The sequence below is a fragment of the Candidatus Planktophila lacus genome (assembly GCF_002287925.1).
In the GTDB taxonomy this organism is placed as follows: domain Bacteria; phylum Actinomycetota; class Actinomycetes; order Nanopelagicales; family Nanopelagicaceae; genus Planktophila; species Planktophila lacus.
Genome location: NZ_CP016769.1, coordinates 934,844 through 952,049, shown reverse-complemented (window position 1 = coordinate 952,049; position 17,206 = coordinate 934,844). Strand labels below are relative to the sequence as shown.

The window sequence follows — 17,206 nt, the reverse complement described above, 5'->3', positions numbered from 1 at the left end:
ATGGGAAGCGTTGCACTAAGCGAAATTCGCGACGCCTTTCTGAAATACCTCGAATCCGAGCGCAACCTTTCGGCCCACACAATCCGTGCCTACTTAGGCGATCTAGATTCTTTCTTCGAACACTTAGAAAAATTAGATATAACTGACTTTTCTAAACTCGAGCTTTCACATATTCGTTCTTGGCTCGCCAACCAGCAAGTTAAAGGGGGAGCGCGCACAACACTTTCGCGTCGCGCGGTTTCGATTCGCTTATTTACAAAGTGGGCAGCCAAGAAGGGTTACCTAGCAAAAGATGTGGGGGCAACGCTTGCAACCCCAAAGGGTGCGCGAACTTTGCCAGAGGTATTAAACATTGCCGATGCCGGCCTAGCTATGGATGCACTTGCAACCAGGGTTGCACAGGAAGATGGGCCGCTATCAAAACGTGATTGTGCGATGGTGGAAGTCCTCTACGCCAGTGGAGCACGCGTCTCTGAACTCTGTGGATTGGATTTACAAGATATTGATTACGAGCGAAACACTATTCGCGTGATCGGTAAAGGAAATAAAGAGCGCACAATTCCGCTCGGAAATCCGGCGATGCGCGCATTAGATGCTTGGTTAAAAGAAGGTCGCCCATCATTGGCTGGAGATAAATCAGATCGTGCCGTTTTTCTTGGAGCGCGCGGTAAGCGAATTGATCAACGCACTGTTCGCACCGTTGTTTATCAAGCGTTACAAGCTTTGGAAGGTGCAGTGAAGTTAGGACCACATGCTCTGCGCCATTCGGCAGCAACTCATCTCCTAGAAGGAGGCGCAGACCTTCGCACGGTTCAAGAAATCTTGGGCCATGCATCTCTTGCGACAACTCAGATCTATACCCACGTCTCAACCGAAAGACTTCAAAAAGCCTTTAAACAAGCCCACCCCCGCGCATAAGTAGAGATCAAGGTGTGGATTTAGCACCCCTCGGCGGCAGGTAAGATTTCCCCTGCACCAGAGCCATTCTTTAAAGGAACCTTTGGTGACATCTCAGCACTTATGTATGAACTGACCAATTCAGTAATTGAAATGTCAGGGAATACAAGCCACTTCGGTCCGACTTGAGAAATTTATTTTCAAAGGTTGGTCGGCGTTGTAGGTGCGACGGGCCTAACAAATTGTTAAGCCATAAACCGAGCAGGTTTATTGCGCTGTGCGCAAAAACCTAAAAAGGAGAACGCTGCCATGGCAGTTGTAACAATGCGAGAACTCCTCGACAGTGGAGTCCACTTCGGACATCAGACACGTCGCTGGAACCCAAAGATGAAGCGCTTCATTTTCACCGAGCGCAACGGCATCTACATCATCGATATCCAGCAATCACTTGCACTTATCGATCAAGCATATGAATTCGTAAAGGACACCGTCGCAAAGGGCGGACACGTTCTATTCGTTGGAACAAAGAAGCAAGCACACGAACCAATCATGCAGCAGGCTGCACGCGTTGGAATGCCAACCGTCACCGAGCGCTGGTTGGGTGGAATGCTCACTAACTTCCCAACTGTTTACAAGCGCATTCAGCGCCTCAAGGAGCTTGAAGCTCTTGAGAATGCAAATGACCTTTTGCTTACAAAGAAAGAACTTCTTGTTCTTCGTCGTGAGCGCGAAAAGCTATTTAAGAACCTCGACGGTATCCGTCATATGACCAAGTTGCCTTCAGCAATTTGGGTTGTTGATACCAAGAAGGAGCACCTCGCAGTTGCAGAGGCAAAGAAGCTCGGAATCCCAGTTATCGCAATCCTTGATACAAACTGCGATCCCGATGAAGTTGATTACAAGATTCCAGGTAACGACGATGCAATCCGTTCAATCGGACTTCTGACACGCGTTATCACTGATGCAATTGTTGAGGGCATGAAGGCTCGTACAGCAGCTGCACCTGCTCCAGATGCTGCAAAGAACGCGGCAACTGAAGCGCTTGAAAAAGAGCTACTTGAAGCAGCACCAACAACTCCGGAGGCATAAGTAAATTGGCTAACTATTCAGCAGATGATGTAAAACGTCTTCGCGAAGCAACTGCAGCAGGAATGCTCGATTGCAAGAAGGCACTTGATGAAGCAGATGGCGATTATGACAAAGCCCTCGATCTCATCCGTGTAAAAGGACTTAAGGGAGTTACCAAGCGCGAAGGTCGCTTAACTTCAAATGGTCTAGTAGTTGCAAAGGTTTCAGGAGACCTCGGCGTAATGCTCGAGCTCAACTGCGAAACTGACTTCGTTGCAAAGGGCGAGCGTTTTATCGCACTTGGTGATGAACTAGTTGATCACCTACTTGCTTCAAAGACAGCAACCGTTGAGGCATTCCTTGCTTCAACAATGTCTAATGGCAAGAGCGTTCAATCAGTTATAGATGAAGGCAACGCAACACTCGGTGAGAAGATCGAAATTCGTAACGTCGCTGTTGTAGATGGTCCAGTTGGACTTTACCTACACAAGACTTCACCAGATCTTCCACCACAAGTTGGCGTACTAGTTTCACTTGCTAAAGAAGCAGCTGAAGTTGGTAAAGATATTGCCCAGCACATCGCCGCATTCGCACCTAAGTTTGTGAATCGCGAAGATGTTCCTGCAGATCTCATCGAAAATGAGCGACGCATCGCTGAAGAAACAGCTCGCGAAGAAGGTAAGCCAGAGGCTTCACTTTCAAAGATCATCGAAGGTCGCGTAACCGGCTTCGTCAAGGAAGTTTCCTTGATCGAGCAGGCTTTCGCTAAAGATGCGAAGAAGACCGTCAAGCAGATCCTCGATGAGGCAGGAACCGCCGTCAAGGCATTCCACCGTTTCCGCGTAGGTCAGTAAACTAGCCAGAACAACATTTTAGAAAAGGAGCACCCATGCCCGGTACAAGAGGAACGTATCGGCGGGTGCTCCTTAAACTTTCCGGAGAAGTTTTCGGGGGAGAAAAAGGCATCGGCGTAGATATCGATGTGATGCGCGATGTCGCAAAGCAAATTAAAGATGTTGTAAAAACTGGCGTGCAAATGGCAGTTGTAGTTGGCGGCGGTAATTACTTCCGCGGCGCCGAACTTCAGCAAGTTGGTATGGATCGCGCCCGCGCTGACTACATGGGAATGCTCGGAACAGTTATGAACTGTCTTGCGCTCCAAGATTTTCTAGAAAAAGAAGGCGTTGACACTCGCGTACAAACCGCGATCACCATGGGTCAAGTTGCAGAGCCTTACATTCCGCGTCGGGCAATTCGCCACCTTGAAAAAGGTCGCGTAGTAATTTTCGGTGCAGGCGCTGGAATGCCATTCTTTACAACCGACACAGTTGCCGCACAGCGCGCACTTGAAATCGGTTCTGAAGCTTTGCTTCTGGCCAAGAGCGGCGTTGATGGCGTTTATAGCGCAGATCCAAAGAAGGATGCATCAGCTACAAAGTTCGATGAGATTTCCTATAACGAAGTTCTCTCCAAATCACTCGCTGTCGCAGATGCCGCAGCGTTTAGCCTCTGCCGTGAAAATAAGCTACCGATCATCGTTTTCGATTTGATGGCAAGCGGCAATATCGCACGCGCAGTTCGTGGCGAAAAGATTGGCACGTTAGTTTCTTAATTTTAAAAAAGTTTTCCCAGAGATTTACCAAAGCTTTACCAAATTAGAGGAGTTAGAAAATGGCAGATGTAGCAAGTGCTCTAGCCGATGCTCAGAGCAAGATGGATAAGGCTGTAGAAGTTGCCAAGGATGACTTTGCAACGATCCGCACCGGTCGTGCTCACCCTGCGCTCTTCAATAAGATCATGGTTGATTATTACGGTACCTACACACCTCTTTCGCAACTAGCTTCAATTCAAGTACCCGAAGCGCGCATGGCAATCGTTGCCCCTTTTGATAAAGGAGCGATGGCGAGCATTGAAAAGGCGATCCGCGAATCAGATCTCGGTGTAAATCCCGGCAATGATGGCGTGGTTATTCGCGTTGCACTGCCACAACTTTCTGAAGAACGTCGTAAGGATTACATCAAAGTAGCCAAAGGTAAGGCGGAAGATTCAAAGGTTTCAATCCGCAATATTCGCCGTGCCGCCAAAGAACTTATGGAAAAACTCGAAAAAGATGGCGACATTGGAAAAGATGATTTAGCGCGTGGCGAGAAAGAACTTGAAAAAGTTACATCAGAGCACGTCACCAAGATCGATGAACTCTTAAAGCATAAGGAGGCTGAACTTCTAGAGGTCTAGAAGTTCTTAATACAAACAAGTGTCTGATTTACATTCGATAAACGAGGCGATTAATAAGCGTGCGGGAAGAAAACTCCTTCCTTCTATCGCTGTCTCGCTATCGCTAATCGCACTTGTTTGGTTTGCACTTGCTTATCAGCGCGCAATTTTTGCCCTAGTGGTTACGATTGCGGTAGTACTCGGAATTCGCGAGCTAAATAAAGCATTCACTGCAATTGATATTCATATTCCACTTTGGTCACTAACCACTGCTGCAGTTGGCCTATGTGCCGCTACCTGGTTCGGCGGAATCTCAGGTCTAGCCGTAGCTACTGCAATTGCCTTTCCTTGCCTCTTGGTTCTACTACTTCCACGAGGAACGGTTAACTTTGTTAAAACCGCATCCGCATCCGCACTTGCACTTTTCTATCTACCATTTTTAGCAGGCTTCTTGATCTTGTTGGCTCGCCCGAGCAATGGGCTAGAGCGCGTCATGACTTTTGTAGTCTTGGTTGGATGTAATGACACCTTCGCTTATTTAACTGGCGTACTTTTAGGCAAGCATCCACTTGCGCCAAAGATCAGTCCCAAGAAAACCATAGAAGGCTTACTTGGCTCACTTGTATTTACTATTGCAGGTGGCGCTATCGCATTTCATTACATTATGGGCGCCGAGTGGTGGTTAGGCGCACTCGCTGGACTATTAACTGTTTTCACCGCAACATCAGGAGATCTAATTGAATCTGCTCTAAAGCGCGATATGGCGATAAAAGATATGGGAAATCTCTTGCCCGGCCATGGCGGAATTATGGATCGCCTAGATTCAGTTTTGTTTGCCGCTCCTGCGCTATGGCTTGCCCTTGAAATTGTGCGTCGCGCACAAGATTCAGGGATTTTATGAGCACCAGACCTGATGCAAATCCTGAACTCAAATTAGTTTTCGATGAGCCACCGCAACGCAAGAAGGCGCCGAAACATTTAGCGGACCTATCTCCTGCTGATCGCAAGATCTGGGCGAAGGAACTTGGCCTGCAACCTTTTCGTGCCTCGCAGGTTGCAACTCACTATTTCTCTCACCTATCTAATAACCCTGAAGAGTGGACCGATATCCCAGCGGCTGAACGTCAATCAATTGCTGATGCGCTAACGCCAAAGTTAATTCAACTTGTTACATCACGAACTACTGACAACGGCATGACCCGGAAAGATCTCTGGAAATTGCATGATGGTGTTTTAGTTGAATCTGTATTAATGCGTTATACAGATCGTGTAACCGTTTGCATCTCATCTCAAGCAGGCTGCGGAATGAACTGTCCGTTCTGTGCGACCGGTCAGGCTGGTCTAACGCGAAATCTAACTGCCGGTGAAATCACCGAACAGATTGTGGCTGCAGCGCGAGCTTGTGCAAATGGCGAACTCCCTGGGGGAGAAGCGCGTCTTTCTAATATCGTGTTTATGGGAATGGGCGAGCCGCTTGCAAATTACAACGCAGTTGTTCGCACGCTTCGCAACATCACAGATCCAAACCCAGATGGTTTAGGAATTTCCGCTCGTTCAGTAACAGTTTCCACAGTTGGTTTGGTAAATGGGATTGAGAAGTTAATGGATGAGGGCATCAACTGCACCTTGGCGGTTTCTCTGCATACGCCAGATGATGAACTCCGCGATTCACTTGTGCCAATTAACTCGCGCTTTAATGTTCGCGAAGTTCTGGCTGCAGCCGATGCATATGAGAAGAAGACTGGTCGCCGTTATTCAATCGAGTATGCGCTAATTCGCGATATCAATGATCAATCTTGGCGCGCAGATTTATTGGGGCGTTTACTCAAGAGCCGCAACGCCCACGTGAACTTGATCCCGCTTAACCCAACGCCTGGTTCGAAATGGACCGCATCGCGCCGCGAAGACGAGGAAGAGTTTGTCCGAATCCTGGAGAACTATGGAGTTCCCGTGACTGTGCGCGATACGCGCGGGCGCGAGATAGATGGCGCCTGCGGACAGTTGGCAGCAGCCGAAAAGAGTAAATAGACTCCAAGACATGAATACACAGGGCATGAGCATCCAAGAATTGGCCGCAGTCTACGAATCTTCTACTCAATATTTTTTAAATTTGGCGCGCGGAGTAACGGCTGATCAATTAGATATCAAAGATCCTGAAGGTTGGTCTGCCCGTCAGATTATTCATCACTTAGCAGATTCAGAAGCGCAGTCATATGCGCGCTTGCGTCGTTTAGTTGCAGAACCAGAAGGATCGATTATTCAAGGTTACGACGAGAATCTTTGGGCAACTGCTCCGCAACTTGGTTATGAAAGCGCACCAGTTGAAAACTCAATTGCTGTCTTTGCTGCAGTACGGGCTGGTTCACTCGACATTGTTAAGCGTCTGCAAGAGTCAGATCTGGAAAAGTCTGGAGTTCACTCAGAGTCCGGTCACTACACAATTGCTAAATGGTTAGAAGGTTATTCCAAACATCCAGTTGATCACGGTGATCAACTAATTCGCGCGGTAAAGGGGCAGAAGTAAAATGAAAAAGTTGCAGAACTTTGTTAATGGCAAGCTCGTTGACTCATCATCGGGAGAGACAACCACGCTGATTAACCCAGCAACAGGACAAGCATTCGCAACCGCTCCGAATTCAAACGTGGCCGATGTCGATAAGGCAATGTCCGCCGCCGCTAACGCCTTCACCGAATGGCGTGATTCAACTCCTTCAGAGCGCCAACGCGCGCTCCTTAAAATTGCCGATGCGATCGAGTCTCGCGCTGATGAAATCATCGCCATTGAGTCCGAGAACTGCGGAAAGCCAATTGGACTGACTACATCTGAAGAAGTTCCGCCAATGATTGATCAGATCCGCTTCTTCGCTGGCGCTGCTCGCAACCTAGAAGGTAAATCCGCAGGTGAATATATGAAGGGAATGACCTCATTTATTCGTCGCGAACCAGTAGGTGTTTGCGGGCAAGTAACTCCATGGAACTACCCAATGATGATGGCGGTTTGGAAATGGGCACCGGCAATTGCAGCAGGTAACGCGGTTGTACTAAAGCCAAGTGATACAACTCCAGCATCAACAGTATTTATGGCCGAGATCATGGGCGAATTTTTGCCTGATGGCGTAATCAATGTGATTTGTGGTGAACGCGAAACTGGAAAAGCTGTTGTTGAGCATGCAACGCCAGCGATGGTTTCAATTACTGGTTCAGTGCGCGCGGGTATGGAAGTTGCCGGAAGCGCCGCTAAGCAGTTAAAGCGCGTTCACCTTGAACTCGGTGGTAAAGCTCCAGTTGTAGTCTTTAATGATGCAGATCTAGAAGCAGCTGCAGCAGGTATCGCGATCGCAGGATTCTTCAACTCAGGTCAAGATTGCACCGCAGCAACTCGCGTCTTGGTGCAAGAGGGTGTGTATGAAGAGATGGTCAAACTTCTCGCCCACCAAGCAACTAACGAGATCGCAGTTGGTATGCCAAATGAAGATGTCATCGTTGGTCCAGTAAATAATGCCGCTCAATTCGAGCGAGTTAAAGGTTTTCTAGATCGCGTTCCATCACATGCGCGTGTCGTAGCAGGTGGGTCAGCCCTAGATCGCGCCGGTTATTTCATCGCGCCAACTGTGATCGCAGACCTTCGTCAGCAGGATGAGCACATCCAATCTGAAATCTTCGGACCGGTCATCACTATCCAGAAATTTAAAGATGAAGCTGAAGCGATCGCCCTTTCAAATGGCGTCGAGTACGGGCTGGCATCATCTGTCTGGACCAAGGATCACGGCACCGCAATGCGCATGGCCAAGGCCTTTGACTTCGGGTGCGTCTGGATCAATACCCATATACCAATCGTTGCCGAGATGCCTCACGGCGGCTTCAAGCGCTCGGGCTATGGCAAAGATCTGTCGAGCTATGGCTTTGAGGATTACACCCGCATCAAGCACGTCATGACCAACCTAAACGGGTAAAAATTAAGATAAATTTTCGCTAAATCACAGCGAAATTGTTTGGCGTGCAGGGCAATTCGGTTACATAATGAGCCCTGCACAACCGTCCCTTGTTCCGGAAAATCAAAAAGGAGCCCATTAACATGGCTAAGAAGTCACCTCTATCACCAGAAGCACGTTCAATTATTAACGCACGTGTTTCACGCCGTGCAGTTCTCGCAGGTATCGGTGGCGTTGGCGCTGCTGGTGCGCTCGCCGCATGCGGATCAGGCGGAGACTCTGCTGCATCAGGTGAATTAGTTCGTTGGGGCAACTGGCCTCTCTACTTAGATTTCGATGAAGCGAATAAGACTTATCCAACACTTGATAAGTTCACTGAAGCAACTGGTATTGAAACTAAATACTTTGAAGATTACAACGATAACGATGAGTTCTACGGAAAAGTTCAAGCGCAACTAAAGCTAAACGAAGATATTGGTTACGACCTTGTCAGCCCAACCGACTGGATGGCAGCGCGTTGGATTCGCCTCGGTTATGCGCAGAAGTTTGATGCTGCAAATATTCCAAATAAGACAAATATTCTCGACACTCTTGCATCACCTTCATACGATCCAAACCGCGAATCAACACTTACCTGGCAAGGCATCATGGGTGGTTTCGGTTGGAACACTGAGAAGAACCCAAAGGGTATTCGCACTCTCGATGATCTCTTTGCTCCAGCAAATAAGGGAAAGATCGTTGTGCTCTCTGAGCTTCGCGACACAATCGGAATCATCTTGCTAGCGCAAGGTGCAGATCCTGCAACTGTTACTGAAGATCAGTACATGAACGCTGTTGACTTCATGGCTGGAAAGATTTCAGATGGTTGGATTCGCGGCGTTAAGGGCAACGAATACGCAGAAGATCTGACATCAGGCGATGCAACTGCAGTTATCGGTTGGTCAGGAGATATGTTTATCTTGGCTTCAGAGAATGAAGGAAAGTTCGACTTCGCAATTCCTGAATCAGGCGGAACTATTTCAGGTGACAACCTCTTGATCCCATCAACTGCAACTCCAGAAGCTAAGGCAAGTGCTGAAAAGTTGATCAACTGGTACTACGACCCAGCGATCGCAGCAGAAGTTGCTGCCTACGTTAACTATGTAACTCCAGTTAAGGGCGCTCAAGCTGAGATGGAAAAGATCGATCCAGATCTAGCTAAGAGCGAGTACATCTTCCCAACTGAAGCAACAATGAAGAACCTCAGCGTCTTCCGTTCGCTAACACCAACAGAAGAGACTGCTTGGACTGAAGCGTTCCAGAAGGCCGCCGGCAACTAAGTGTCTTTTGACGCTAGTTCGGCGCGAGGGGATTTAATACTTACTCGAATCACTAAAGAGTATGGTGATTTCAAGGCGGTAGATGATCTTTCACTTACCATCCCTAAAGGTTCATTCTTTGCACTCCTTGGACCTTCAGGGTGCGGTAAGACAACAACCTTGCGCATGATCGCAGGACTTGAAGAACCAACGATTGGCAGCATTCACTTAGGTGAAACTGATATCACGACTACAAAGCCGTATCAGCGTCCAATCAATACCGTTTTTCAGAACTACGCGCTCTTCCCACATTTAACGATCTTTGAAAATATCGCCTTCGGCCTGCGCCGTCGCGGTATTAAAGATGTTGATGCTGAAGTTAATAAGGTTCTTAACCTCGTTGAACTTCCACATCTGGCAGGTCGCAAGCCAACCCAGCTATCTGGTGGACAGCAACAGCGAATTGCACTTGCTCGTGCGATCGTTAACCGTCCAGCGCTTCTGCTTCTCGATGAACCACTTGGCGCGCTCGATCTTAAATTGCGTCGCCAAATGCAGATCGAACTTAAATGGATTCAGAAAGAAGTTGGTCTTACTTTCGTTCACGTAACCCACGATCAAGAAGAAGCCATGACTATGGCAGACACGATTGCGGTTATGAATGAAGGAAAGATCGAGCAGATGGGATCTCCTGCAGATCTCTATGACAATCCAGAGACCGCATTTGTTGCTAACTTCCTTGGACAATCAAATCTAATTAAGGGAACAATCACCGGAAACGATGGCGATTCAATCATCGCCGATCTTTATGGACAGAAGATTTCACTTCCAAAGAACCGTTCTCATGCAGTCGATAACTCAATGTATGCAGGTATCCGCCCTGAAAAATTCCGTATTTCATTGCTAGATACACCTGTTTCAGGAAACGTTCTAACTGGTGGACGCATCGAAGATGTTTCTTACATCGGTGTTTCAACTCAGTACCAAGTCGAAATGCCTTGGGGACAAGAGCTAATGGTCTTTGAGCAAAACGATGATGGAGTCGCGCCATTTAATAAGGGTGATGCAGTAAACATTTCTTGGGCGCCAGTCTTCACATTCGCACTTCGCGGCGATGAAGATGTAACTGCTGGCTCTGAAGTAAATCCCGAAGATCTAGACGAAGAGTAAGTCGCAACTTCGATGCAAAAGATAAGAACGCCTTACCTCCTTCTTTTGCCTGGTTTTGCATTCCTATTTACCTTCTTCATCCTGCCGATCGTGAACTTGGCGCAGACTTCAACGCAAACGCCCTTAAGTGGGGGAGATACCGGCCAATACGAACAAACCTTCCGATTTGGAAACTACATCGATGCCTTCGTCGAAAATAAAGAACAGTTTGGCCGCTCCTTTGTGTATGCACTCATTGCAACGCTGCTAGCGCTAGCGATCTCTTATCCGCTGGCCTATGCAATCGCCTTTAAATCAGGCAAGTATAAAAACTTCTTCCTGGTGCTAGTCGTTGCACCGTTCTTTACCTCTTTCATTCTTCGCACAGTTGCCTGGAAGCAGATACTTGGTGAAGAAGGATTCGTAGTTCCGACTCTGCGAACTATCGGAATTATTAGTGACAGTACGACTCTAACTTCAACCGCCTTTGCAGTGGTCATGGGTATGACCTATAACTTCTTACCGTTTATGACCTTGCCGCTATACGCCTCTATCGATCGCATTGATCCACGTACCTTGGAAGCATCAGGTGATCTATATGCCAATGGTTTTACTACCTTCCGCAAAGTCACTCTGCCACTATCAATGCCAGGTGTAGTTGCGGGAACGTTGCTGACATTTATTCCGGCAGCCGGTGACTATGTAAATGCTGCGATCTTGGGCAGCCCCAATACCAAGATGATCGGTAACGTTATTGAATCTCGCTACTTCAAGATTGTTGATTACCCAACTGCTGCTGCACTTTCATTTACCTTGATGGCCGCAATCTTGATCTTGGTAACGCTCTATATCCGCAAGGCTGGAACGGAGGAGTTGGTATGAGCAAGAAGATTGCTGAAGCAAAAGCGCCAACAATTTCTCCGATCATTCGATTCCAACGCTGGTTTGGTCGTAATTTAATCCGCGTTTATATGTTCTTGGCCTTTACCTATCTCTTTATTCCAGTGGCTTACACCTTTGCATTCTCATTTAATGATTCCGGAAAGAGCAACTTAATCTGGAAAGGCTTCACCCTCGATAATTGGCAGAACCCTTGTGGCGCACCTGAAGTCTGTAACGCCTTAGCAAATTCGATCAAGATCGGCCTACTGGCAACGATCTTCTCAACGATCCTCGGAACAATGATTGCATTTGCAATAGGCCGCCATAAATTTAGAGGCAGATCAACCTCAAATCTTTTGATCTTTTTACCGATGGCTACCCCTGAAATTGTCCTTGGCGCATCGTTGCTTTCTCTCTTCCTGGTACTTCACATCAACCCAGGATTTTGGCCAACTGTTATTGCGCATGTGGTTTTCTGTATCTCCTTCGTTGTAGTTACCGTGAAGGCGCGAATCGCCAGCCTTGATCCGCGACTTGAACAAGCTGCGATGGATTTGTACGCAAATGAATTTCAAACTTTCCGCCGCGTAACACTTCCGCTGGTAGCACCTGGTATTGCAGGCGCTGCGCTATTGGCATTTAGTCTTTCCTTTGACGACTTTATTATTACCAATTTCAACTCAGGAACTGTTATAACTTTTCCCAAATTTGTTTATACAGCGGCCGCTCGCGGTATCCCCGCCCAAGCAAATGTAATTGCCTCAAGCATGTTCTTCCTTGCCCTTGCGATAGTTCTGGCGGGTCAGATAGTAAATCGCCGTAAAGCCCGCTAATATAAAGCGATATCTATAACGAACCACAGGTTGTAAATCAGGAAACCTGCGTTATGGGGTTGGACTCCGGAGGACCCGGGACAACTACTAGTAGTAATTGAAGAGGTGATTTCCGGGCGTTCCCGGAAAAAGCGATGGCTACCATCGATCCTTCTATTCTTAAACATTTATCGCAGATGCAACCGGAGCTTTATTGGTTGGATCAAGATCCACTCGAACCTTTGCCGCATCCGACTCTTATCGGAGATGTGACATCTGATTTGTGCATTGTCGGAGCCGGTTACACCGGGCTCTGGACTGCGCTCTTAGCAAAGGAAGCAAATCCCGAGCGCGAAGTTGTTGTTGTCGAACAACGCGAAACGGGCGCGGGCGCTTCCGGTCGTAACGGCGGTTTCTGCAGTTACTCGCTCACCCATGGATTCATGAATGGGTATGGCCGATTTAAAGATGAGATGGCTGTCATTGAAAAGCTAGGTCGTGAGAATTTAGATGCTATCGAGGCGACGATAAAGAAGTACGGCATCGAATGTGATTTCGAATGGAACGGTGAACTTCGAGTTGCAGTTGAAGATTGGCAGATGAAGGGCTTAGAGGAAGAAGCCAATCTCCGAAATTCATTCGGAGACAACGTTGAACTCTTATCTCAGCAACAAATTCAATCCCGAATTAAATCTCCAATCTACAAAGGAGCTCTCTGGGATCCTGACGGAACTGCTCTAGTTGATCCGGCCCGATTAGTTTGGGGGCTAGAGCGAGCATGCATAAGCCTGGGTGTAAAGATATTTGAAAATTCACACGTTGATCGTTTAGAGCGCACCAAGAACGGCATGATCGTTCACACTCCATATGGAAGCGTTTATGCCACAAAGGTTGCACTTGCTACAAATGTTTTCAAGTCACTGATTAAGCGCGCGCATAAATATGTAGTACCTGTCTATGACTTCCAACTAGTTACCGAACCTTTGAGCGCGGAACAACTCGAATCTATCGGTTGGGATGAGCGCGAAGGTCTATCTGATGCGGGTAATCAGTTCCATTACTATCGAATGACAAAAGATAATGAAATTCTTTGGGGTGGATACGATGCCATCTACAACTTCCGCGGCAAAGTGCGCCAAGAGTATGAAACAGATGCCGAAACTTATGCTCATCTGGCAGAAGCATTCTTAGAAACCTTCCCGCAACTTAGAGGAATTAAGTTCACCCATGGTTGGGGAGGAGCAATCGATACTTGTTCGCGCTTCTCGCCTTTCTGGGGGATGGCTTATCGAGGACGCGTGGCATATGTATTGGGTTACACAGGTTTGGGTGTTGGTTCAACGCGCTTTGGCGCCCAGGTAATGCTCGATTTGTTAGACGGTAAAGATAATGAACGAACCAGATTAAAGATGGTTCGCAAGAAGCCGATGCCATTTCCACCTGAACCTCTCAGATTCATTTTTATCCGCCTCACACAGTGGTCGATCAATCAGGCAGATAAACACCAGGGCAAGCGCAACCTCTGGCTAAAACTCCTGGATTCGCTTGGCCTTGGGTTCGATTCTTAATCATTAGCAACTATCCTTAACCAATGGCAAACCACGGCAATATGTATGGACCAAGTTTTACATTTCTTGGTATCCAACAATGCGATCTCGATGATCCAAAGTCTTATGCCGATGCCGATGTAATAATTGTTGGCGCACCAATTGATTCCGGAACTTCACATCGCTCCGGCGCTAAGTTTGGTCCGCAAGCAATTCGCGGTGGAGATTATCTGCCACATGATGCTGAGCGCCCACACCTTGCCCTGCGCATCGATGCGCTCAAGGCGTTAAAGGTTTATGACGCAGGCGATTTGCTGATGCCACCTGGAGATCTAGTTTCATCCTTAAAAGTTTTAGAAGAAGCGACTGAAAAGATTTCGCGCGCTGGAAAGATTCCAGTAATTCTTGGGGGAGACCACTCGATCGCTTCAGCAGATGTTGCAGGTATTGCAAAACACCGCGGCCTTGGCAAAATTTCCATGATCCACTTCGATGCTCATGCTGATACAGGTGAAGATCAATTTGGTGCATTGATAGGCCACGGAACTCCTATGCGCCGCTTAATTGAATCAGGCCAGGTTCGTGGCGATCGCTTCCTGCAACTAGGGCTTCGCGGATATTGGCCAGATGACAAGACTTTAAATTGGATGCGCGATCAAGGTATGCGCTCATACGAGATGACAGAAATCCATCACCGCGGGCTCAATAAAGTTCTTGATGAATCCTTTGCAACCCTTACCGATGGATGTGATGGCGTATTTCTCTCAGTGGATATAGATGTGGTTGATCCAGGCATGGCTCCAGGCACCGGAACTCCCGAACCAGGTGGAATGACTAGCCGTGAACTACTTGAAGCAGTGCGTCGTATCTGTCTAGAACTTCCCGTTGTCGGAATTGATGTCGTTGAAGTTGCTCCTCCATTTGATAGCGCTGATATCACCGCAATTCTTGCCAACCGCGTTGTATTAGAAGCTTTATCTGCGATCGCAAAACGTCGTAGCGGAACTCCGTATTCACCAACGCAAAATCTTCTCGATAGATAGTTAATTGGTAGCAGCAGTGAAAGATTTAGTAATCCTTGGTTCAACGGGATCTATTGGTGTTCAGGCGCTGGAAATTGTTGAGGCCAATCCATCGCTATTTCGCGTTGTTGCTTTAACTGCAGCGGGCAGTAATACCGACCTTTTAATCGCCCAAGCAAAGAAATTCAACGTTCCCGTAATTGGCGTTACTAAGAACGCTGATCAAATTAAAGCTGCGCTACCTAATGCAACGGTAATTGATGGGCCGCTGGCATCGACTGAAATAGCAGCGATAACGTGTGATGTTGTTTTAAATGGCATAACTGGCTCAATTGGATTAGGCCCAACTCTGGCAGCTCTTCGTGTGGGAAATCGCGTCGCCCTAGCCAATAAAGAATCACTCGTGGCAGGCGGTGAATTAGTTATGTCTCTGGCAAAGCCTGATCAATTATTGCCGGTTGATTCTGAACATTCGGCTCTCTGGCAATCGCTAATGGGTGGAAAGAAATCTGAAGTTTCCAAGTTAGTTCTCACCGCAAGTGGAGGCCCATTTCGCGACCGCACTGATTTATCGGCGATCACTGTTGCAGAAGCGCTTAACCACCCAACTTGGTCGATGGGTCCGGTCGTAACAATTAACTCTGCAACGCTTGTAAATAAGGGCCTTGAGATAATTGAAGCCCACTACCTATTTGCGATTCCTTACTCACAAATTGAAGCAGTTATTCATCCGCAATCAGTTGTGCACTCAATGGTCGAGTACATAGATGGATCAACGATTGCCCAAGCATCGCCTCCAAATATGAAGGGGCCAATCTCTTTCGCAATTAACCATCCAGATCGCGTAAAAGCGGCAACTACGCCAATTGATTGGACGCAATCTCATACCTGGACATTTACACCGATCGATAACGAGCGTTTCCCGGCAATTGACTTGGCGCGACGTTGTGGCGCGCTCGGCGGCGGACTACCTGCAATTTTCAACGCGGCAAACGAAGTATGTGTTGCCTCTTTTATCTCAGGAAAAATTGGCTTTACATCGATCGTGGAAACAGTTGAAGAAGTCGTCCAGAAACTCGGCGGAAAATCGGCAAGCGCCCCGCGTGATCTATCTGATGTCAGTGCCATCGAAGAGGATGCGCGAGCAATCGCCACCGAACTTCTTCAGAAAGTAGCCCGTTAATGCAACTCGTCGGAATCCTCGCCTTTATCTTTGCCCTGCTCTTCTCAGTGATGGTGCACGAATTTGGGCACTACCTCACAGCGCGTCGTTACGGAATGCGAGTCTCTGAGTTCTTCGTTGGATTTGGCAAGCGCATCTGGTCGCGTCAACGTGGTGAAACTGAGTTCGGAATCAAAGCTATCCCAGCCGGTGGTTATTGCCGCATCGACGGAATGACTCCACGCGATGAGATGCCAGAAGGTGAAGAAAGCCGTGCCTTCTATCGCGCATCATCCGGGCGCAAATTAATTGTCTTAGGTGCAGGTTCATTTCTTCACTTTGTACTTGGTTATCTCTTGCTCTTCGTTCTTTTAGCTGGCGTTGGCGTAAATCAAGTTCTACCCGTTATTGATTCCGTTGCCGCAAATAGCGCTGCAGCAGCGGCTGGTTTTCAAAAAGGTGATCAGATCATTGCAATTGACGGTGATCGCTCAACCGATTGGCAAGATCAACTTTTAAAGATCCGAAACTCAGAAGGGCGCCCGCTCACCTTCACCATTGAAAGAGGCGGTGTTATTCAAGATATTTCGGCAGCACCACGCATGACCGATATCGAAGATGGCACATCACGTTACGTACTTGGCATTATCAATGAATTCGGAACCAAGCGGATGAGCCCAGTTTCATCAGTCACTCGGGCAGCAGAACTAACTTGGCGATTTACTTCAGCATCAGCGACATCTCTTGTACAACTTCCTACCAAGATTCCTGCTCTTTGGGGTCAGACATTTGGTGGCGAAGAACGAGATCAAAATGGTTTAGTCGGAGTCGTCGGAGTCGCCCGTGTATCAGGACAAGCAGCGGCCAGCGGTGAGTTAGATCTCGCTGAACGTCTCGGAACTTTTATTTTGATTGTCGCTAGCTTGAATATCTTTGTCGGTCTATTTAACCTCCTGCCGATCTTGCCGCTAGATGGTGGCCATATGGCGGTTGCCATTGCAGATGAAATTCGTGCGCTCTTTGCGAAAATTCGTCGAAAGCCCCGACCAGCCGCAATTGATGTGCAAGTGCTCACACCAATTACTGCAACGGTCTTTGTAATCCTGGCTGCGCTCACAGTTCTGCTTTTGATTGCAGATATCTTAAATCCAATTTCGCTCAACTTCTAAGCAGCGCTGCGGCGGTTAAATCGCCGATTACCTATTTTTGGTGCAGAATAGCCC

17 protein-coding genes are annotated in these 17,206 nt (G+C 47.8%); all 17 read left to right on the top strand.

Going from position 1 to position 17,206, the window contains the following annotated elements; all coding sequences use genetic code 11:
* The 17 genes from A1s21148_RS04775 to A1s21148_RS04695 all read left to right on the top strand — a co-directional run bounded on the left by A1s21148_RS04775 (position 1) and on the right by A1s21148_RS04695 (position 17,152).
* Complete coding sequence (locus A1s21148_RS04775) at positions 1 to 918, top strand: tyrosine recombinase XerC (RefSeq protein WP_095671309.1); 918 nt, start codon at positions 1 to 3, stop codon at positions 916 to 918.
* A gap of 288 nt (positions 919 to 1,206) precedes the next feature.
* On the top strand, positions 1,207 to 1,986 hold the full coding sequence (gene rpsB, locus A1s21148_RS04770) for a 30S ribosomal protein S2 (RefSeq protein WP_095671308.1): 780 nt from the start codon (positions 1,207 to 1,209) through the stop codon (positions 1,984 to 1,986).
* A 5-nt stretch (positions 1,987 to 1,991) separates the two neighbouring features.
* Complete coding sequence (tsf, locus tag A1s21148_RS04765) at positions 1,992 to 2,819, top strand: translation elongation factor Ts (protein ID WP_095671307.1); 828 nt, start codon at positions 1,992 to 1,994, stop codon at positions 2,817 to 2,819.
* 35 nt (positions 2,820 to 2,854) lie between these two features.
* Positions 2,855 to 3,577 carry a UMP kinase gene (gene pyrH, locus A1s21148_RS04760; protein ID WP_095671306.1) on the top strand — a complete coding sequence of 241 codons (723 nt, stop codon included), beginning with the start codon at positions 2,855 to 2,857 and terminating at the stop codon, positions 3,575 to 3,577.
* Between the two features lie 59 nt (positions 3,578 to 3,636).
* Positions 3,637 to 4,200 carry a ribosome recycling factor gene (gene frr, locus A1s21148_RS04755; RefSeq protein ID WP_095671305.1) on the top strand — a complete coding sequence of 188 codons (564 nt, stop codon included), beginning with the start codon at positions 3,637 to 3,639 and terminating at the stop codon, positions 4,198 to 4,200.
* Positions 4,201 to 4,219: 19 nt separating this feature from the next.
* Positions 4,220 to 5,080 carry a phosphatidate cytidylyltransferase gene (locus A1s21148_RS04750; protein ID WP_095671304.1) on the top strand — a complete coding sequence of 287 codons (861 nt, stop codon included), beginning with the start codon at positions 4,220 to 4,222 and terminating at the stop codon, positions 5,078 to 5,080.
* Positions 5,077 to 6,207, top strand: coding sequence for a dual-specificity RNA methyltransferase RlmN (gene rlmN, locus A1s21148_RS04745; protein ID WP_095671303.1), 1,131 nt, complete (start codon positions 5,077 to 5,079; stop codon positions 6,205 to 6,207). The genes A1s21148_RS04750 and rlmN overlap by 4 nt, the downstream gene beginning before the upstream one ends.
* A gap of 10 nt (positions 6,208 to 6,217) precedes the next feature.
* Complete coding sequence (locus tag A1s21148_RS04740) at positions 6,218 to 6,703, top strand: DinB family protein (RefSeq protein ID WP_223299359.1); 486 nt, start codon at positions 6,218 to 6,220, stop codon at positions 6,701 to 6,703.
* A gap of 1 nt (position 6,704) precedes the next feature.
* Complete coding sequence (locus A1s21148_RS04735; RefSeq protein WP_095671301.1) at positions 6,705 to 8,132, top strand: gamma-aminobutyraldehyde dehydrogenase; 1,428 nt, start codon at positions 6,705 to 6,707, stop codon at positions 8,130 to 8,132.
* A gap of 122 nt (positions 8,133 to 8,254) precedes the next feature.
* A complete protein-coding gene (locus tag A1s21148_RS04730; protein WP_095671300.1) occupies positions 8,255 to 9,430 on the top strand; it encodes an ABC transporter substrate-binding protein in 1,176 nt (391 codons plus the stop codon).
* Positions 9,431 to 10,579 (top strand): ABC transporter ATP-binding protein, encoded by a 1,149-nt coding sequence (locus tag A1s21148_RS04725; protein WP_095671299.1) that lies wholly within the window; start codon positions 9,431 to 9,433, stop codon positions 10,577 to 10,579.
* Positions 10,580 to 10,591: 12 nt separating this feature from the next.
* Complete coding sequence (locus A1s21148_RS04720; RefSeq protein WP_095671298.1) at positions 10,592 to 11,440, top strand: ABC transporter permease; 849 nt, start codon at positions 10,592 to 10,594, stop codon at positions 11,438 to 11,440.
* Positions 11,437 to 12,273: an ABC transporter permease gene (locus A1s21148_RS04715; protein WP_095671297.1), complete on the top strand. Its 837-nt coding sequence runs from the start codon at positions 11,437 to 11,439 to the stop codon at positions 12,271 to 12,273. The genes A1s21148_RS04720 and A1s21148_RS04715 overlap by 4 nt, the downstream gene beginning before the upstream one ends.
* Positions 12,274 to 12,407: 134 nt before the next feature.
* Complete coding sequence (locus A1s21148_RS04710; protein WP_095671296.1) at positions 12,408 to 13,820, top strand: NAD(P)/FAD-dependent oxidoreductase; 1,413 nt, start codon at positions 12,408 to 12,410, stop codon at positions 13,818 to 13,820.
* Between the two features lie 23 nt (positions 13,821 to 13,843).
* Entirely contained in the window at positions 13,844 to 14,842 is a 999-nt protein-coding gene (speB, locus tag A1s21148_RS04705) for an agmatinase (protein WP_095671295.1), read from the top strand.
* A gap of 16 nt (positions 14,843 to 14,858) precedes the next feature.
* On the top strand, positions 14,859 to 16,004 hold the full coding sequence (gene dxr, locus A1s21148_RS04700) for a 1-deoxy-D-xylulose-5-phosphate reductoisomerase (protein ID WP_095671836.1): 1,146 nt from the start codon (positions 14,859 to 14,861) through the stop codon (positions 16,002 to 16,004).
* Positions 16,004 to 17,152 (top strand): M50 family metallopeptidase, encoded by a 1,149-nt coding sequence (locus A1s21148_RS04695; protein ID WP_095671294.1) that lies wholly within the window; start codon positions 16,004 to 16,006, stop codon positions 17,150 to 17,152. Before dxr ends, A1s21148_RS04695 begins: the two co-directional genes overlap by 1 nt.
* Positions 17,153 to 17,206: the final 54 nt, after the last annotated feature.

What these genes read in the sequence shown, in the direction of transcription:
- frr (WP_095671305.1), top strand. Translation starts at nt 3,637, where the DNA reads ATGGCAGATGTAGCAAGTGCTCTAGCCGATGCTCAGAGCAAGATGGAT.
- speB (WP_095671295.1), top strand. Translation starts at nt 13,844, where the DNA reads ATGGCAAACCACGGCAATATGTATGGACCAAGTTTTACATTTCTTGGT.
- A1s21148_RS04730 (WP_095671300.1), top strand. Translation starts at nt 8,255, where the DNA reads ATGGCTAAGAAGTCACCTCTATCACCAGAAGCACGTTCAATTATTAAC.
- A1s21148_RS04720 (WP_095671298.1), top strand. Translation starts at nt 10,592, where the DNA reads ATGCAAAAGATAAGAACGCCTTACCTCCTTCTTTTGCCTGGTTTTGCA.
- rpsB (WP_095671308.1), top strand. Translation starts at nt 1,207, where the DNA reads ATGGCAGTTGTAACAATGCGAGAACTCCTCGACAGTGGAGTCCACTTC.
- A1s21148_RS04695 (WP_095671294.1), top strand. Translation starts at nt 16,004, where the DNA reads ATGCAACTCGTCGGAATCCTCGCCTTTATCTTTGCCCTGCTCTTCTCA.
- A1s21148_RS04715 (WP_095671297.1), top strand. Translation starts at nt 11,437, where the DNA reads ATGAGCAAGAAGATTGCTGAAGCAAAAGCGCCAACAATTTCTCCGATC.
- rlmN (WP_095671303.1), top strand. Translation starts at nt 5,077, where the DNA reads ATGAGCACCAGACCTGATGCAAATCCTGAACTCAAATTAGTTTTCGAT.
- pyrH (WP_095671306.1), top strand. Translation starts at nt 2,855, where the DNA reads ATGCCCGGTACAAGAGGAACGTATCGGCGGGTGCTCCTTAAACTTTCC.
- A1s21148_RS04710 (WP_095671296.1), top strand. Translation starts at nt 12,408, where the DNA reads ATGGCTACCATCGATCCTTCTATTCTTAAACATTTATCGCAGATGCAA.
- A1s21148_RS04775 (WP_095671309.1), top strand. Translation starts at nt 1, where the DNA reads ATGGGAAGCGTTGCACTAAGCGAAATTCGCGACGCCTTTCTGAAATAC.
- A1s21148_RS04735 (WP_095671301.1), top strand. Translation starts at nt 6,705, where the DNA reads ATGAAAAAGTTGCAGAACTTTGTTAATGGCAAGCTCGTTGACTCATCA.
- A1s21148_RS04740 (WP_223299359.1), top strand. Translation starts at nt 6,218, where the DNA reads ATGAATACACAGGGCATGAGCATCCAAGAATTGGCCGCAGTCTACGAA.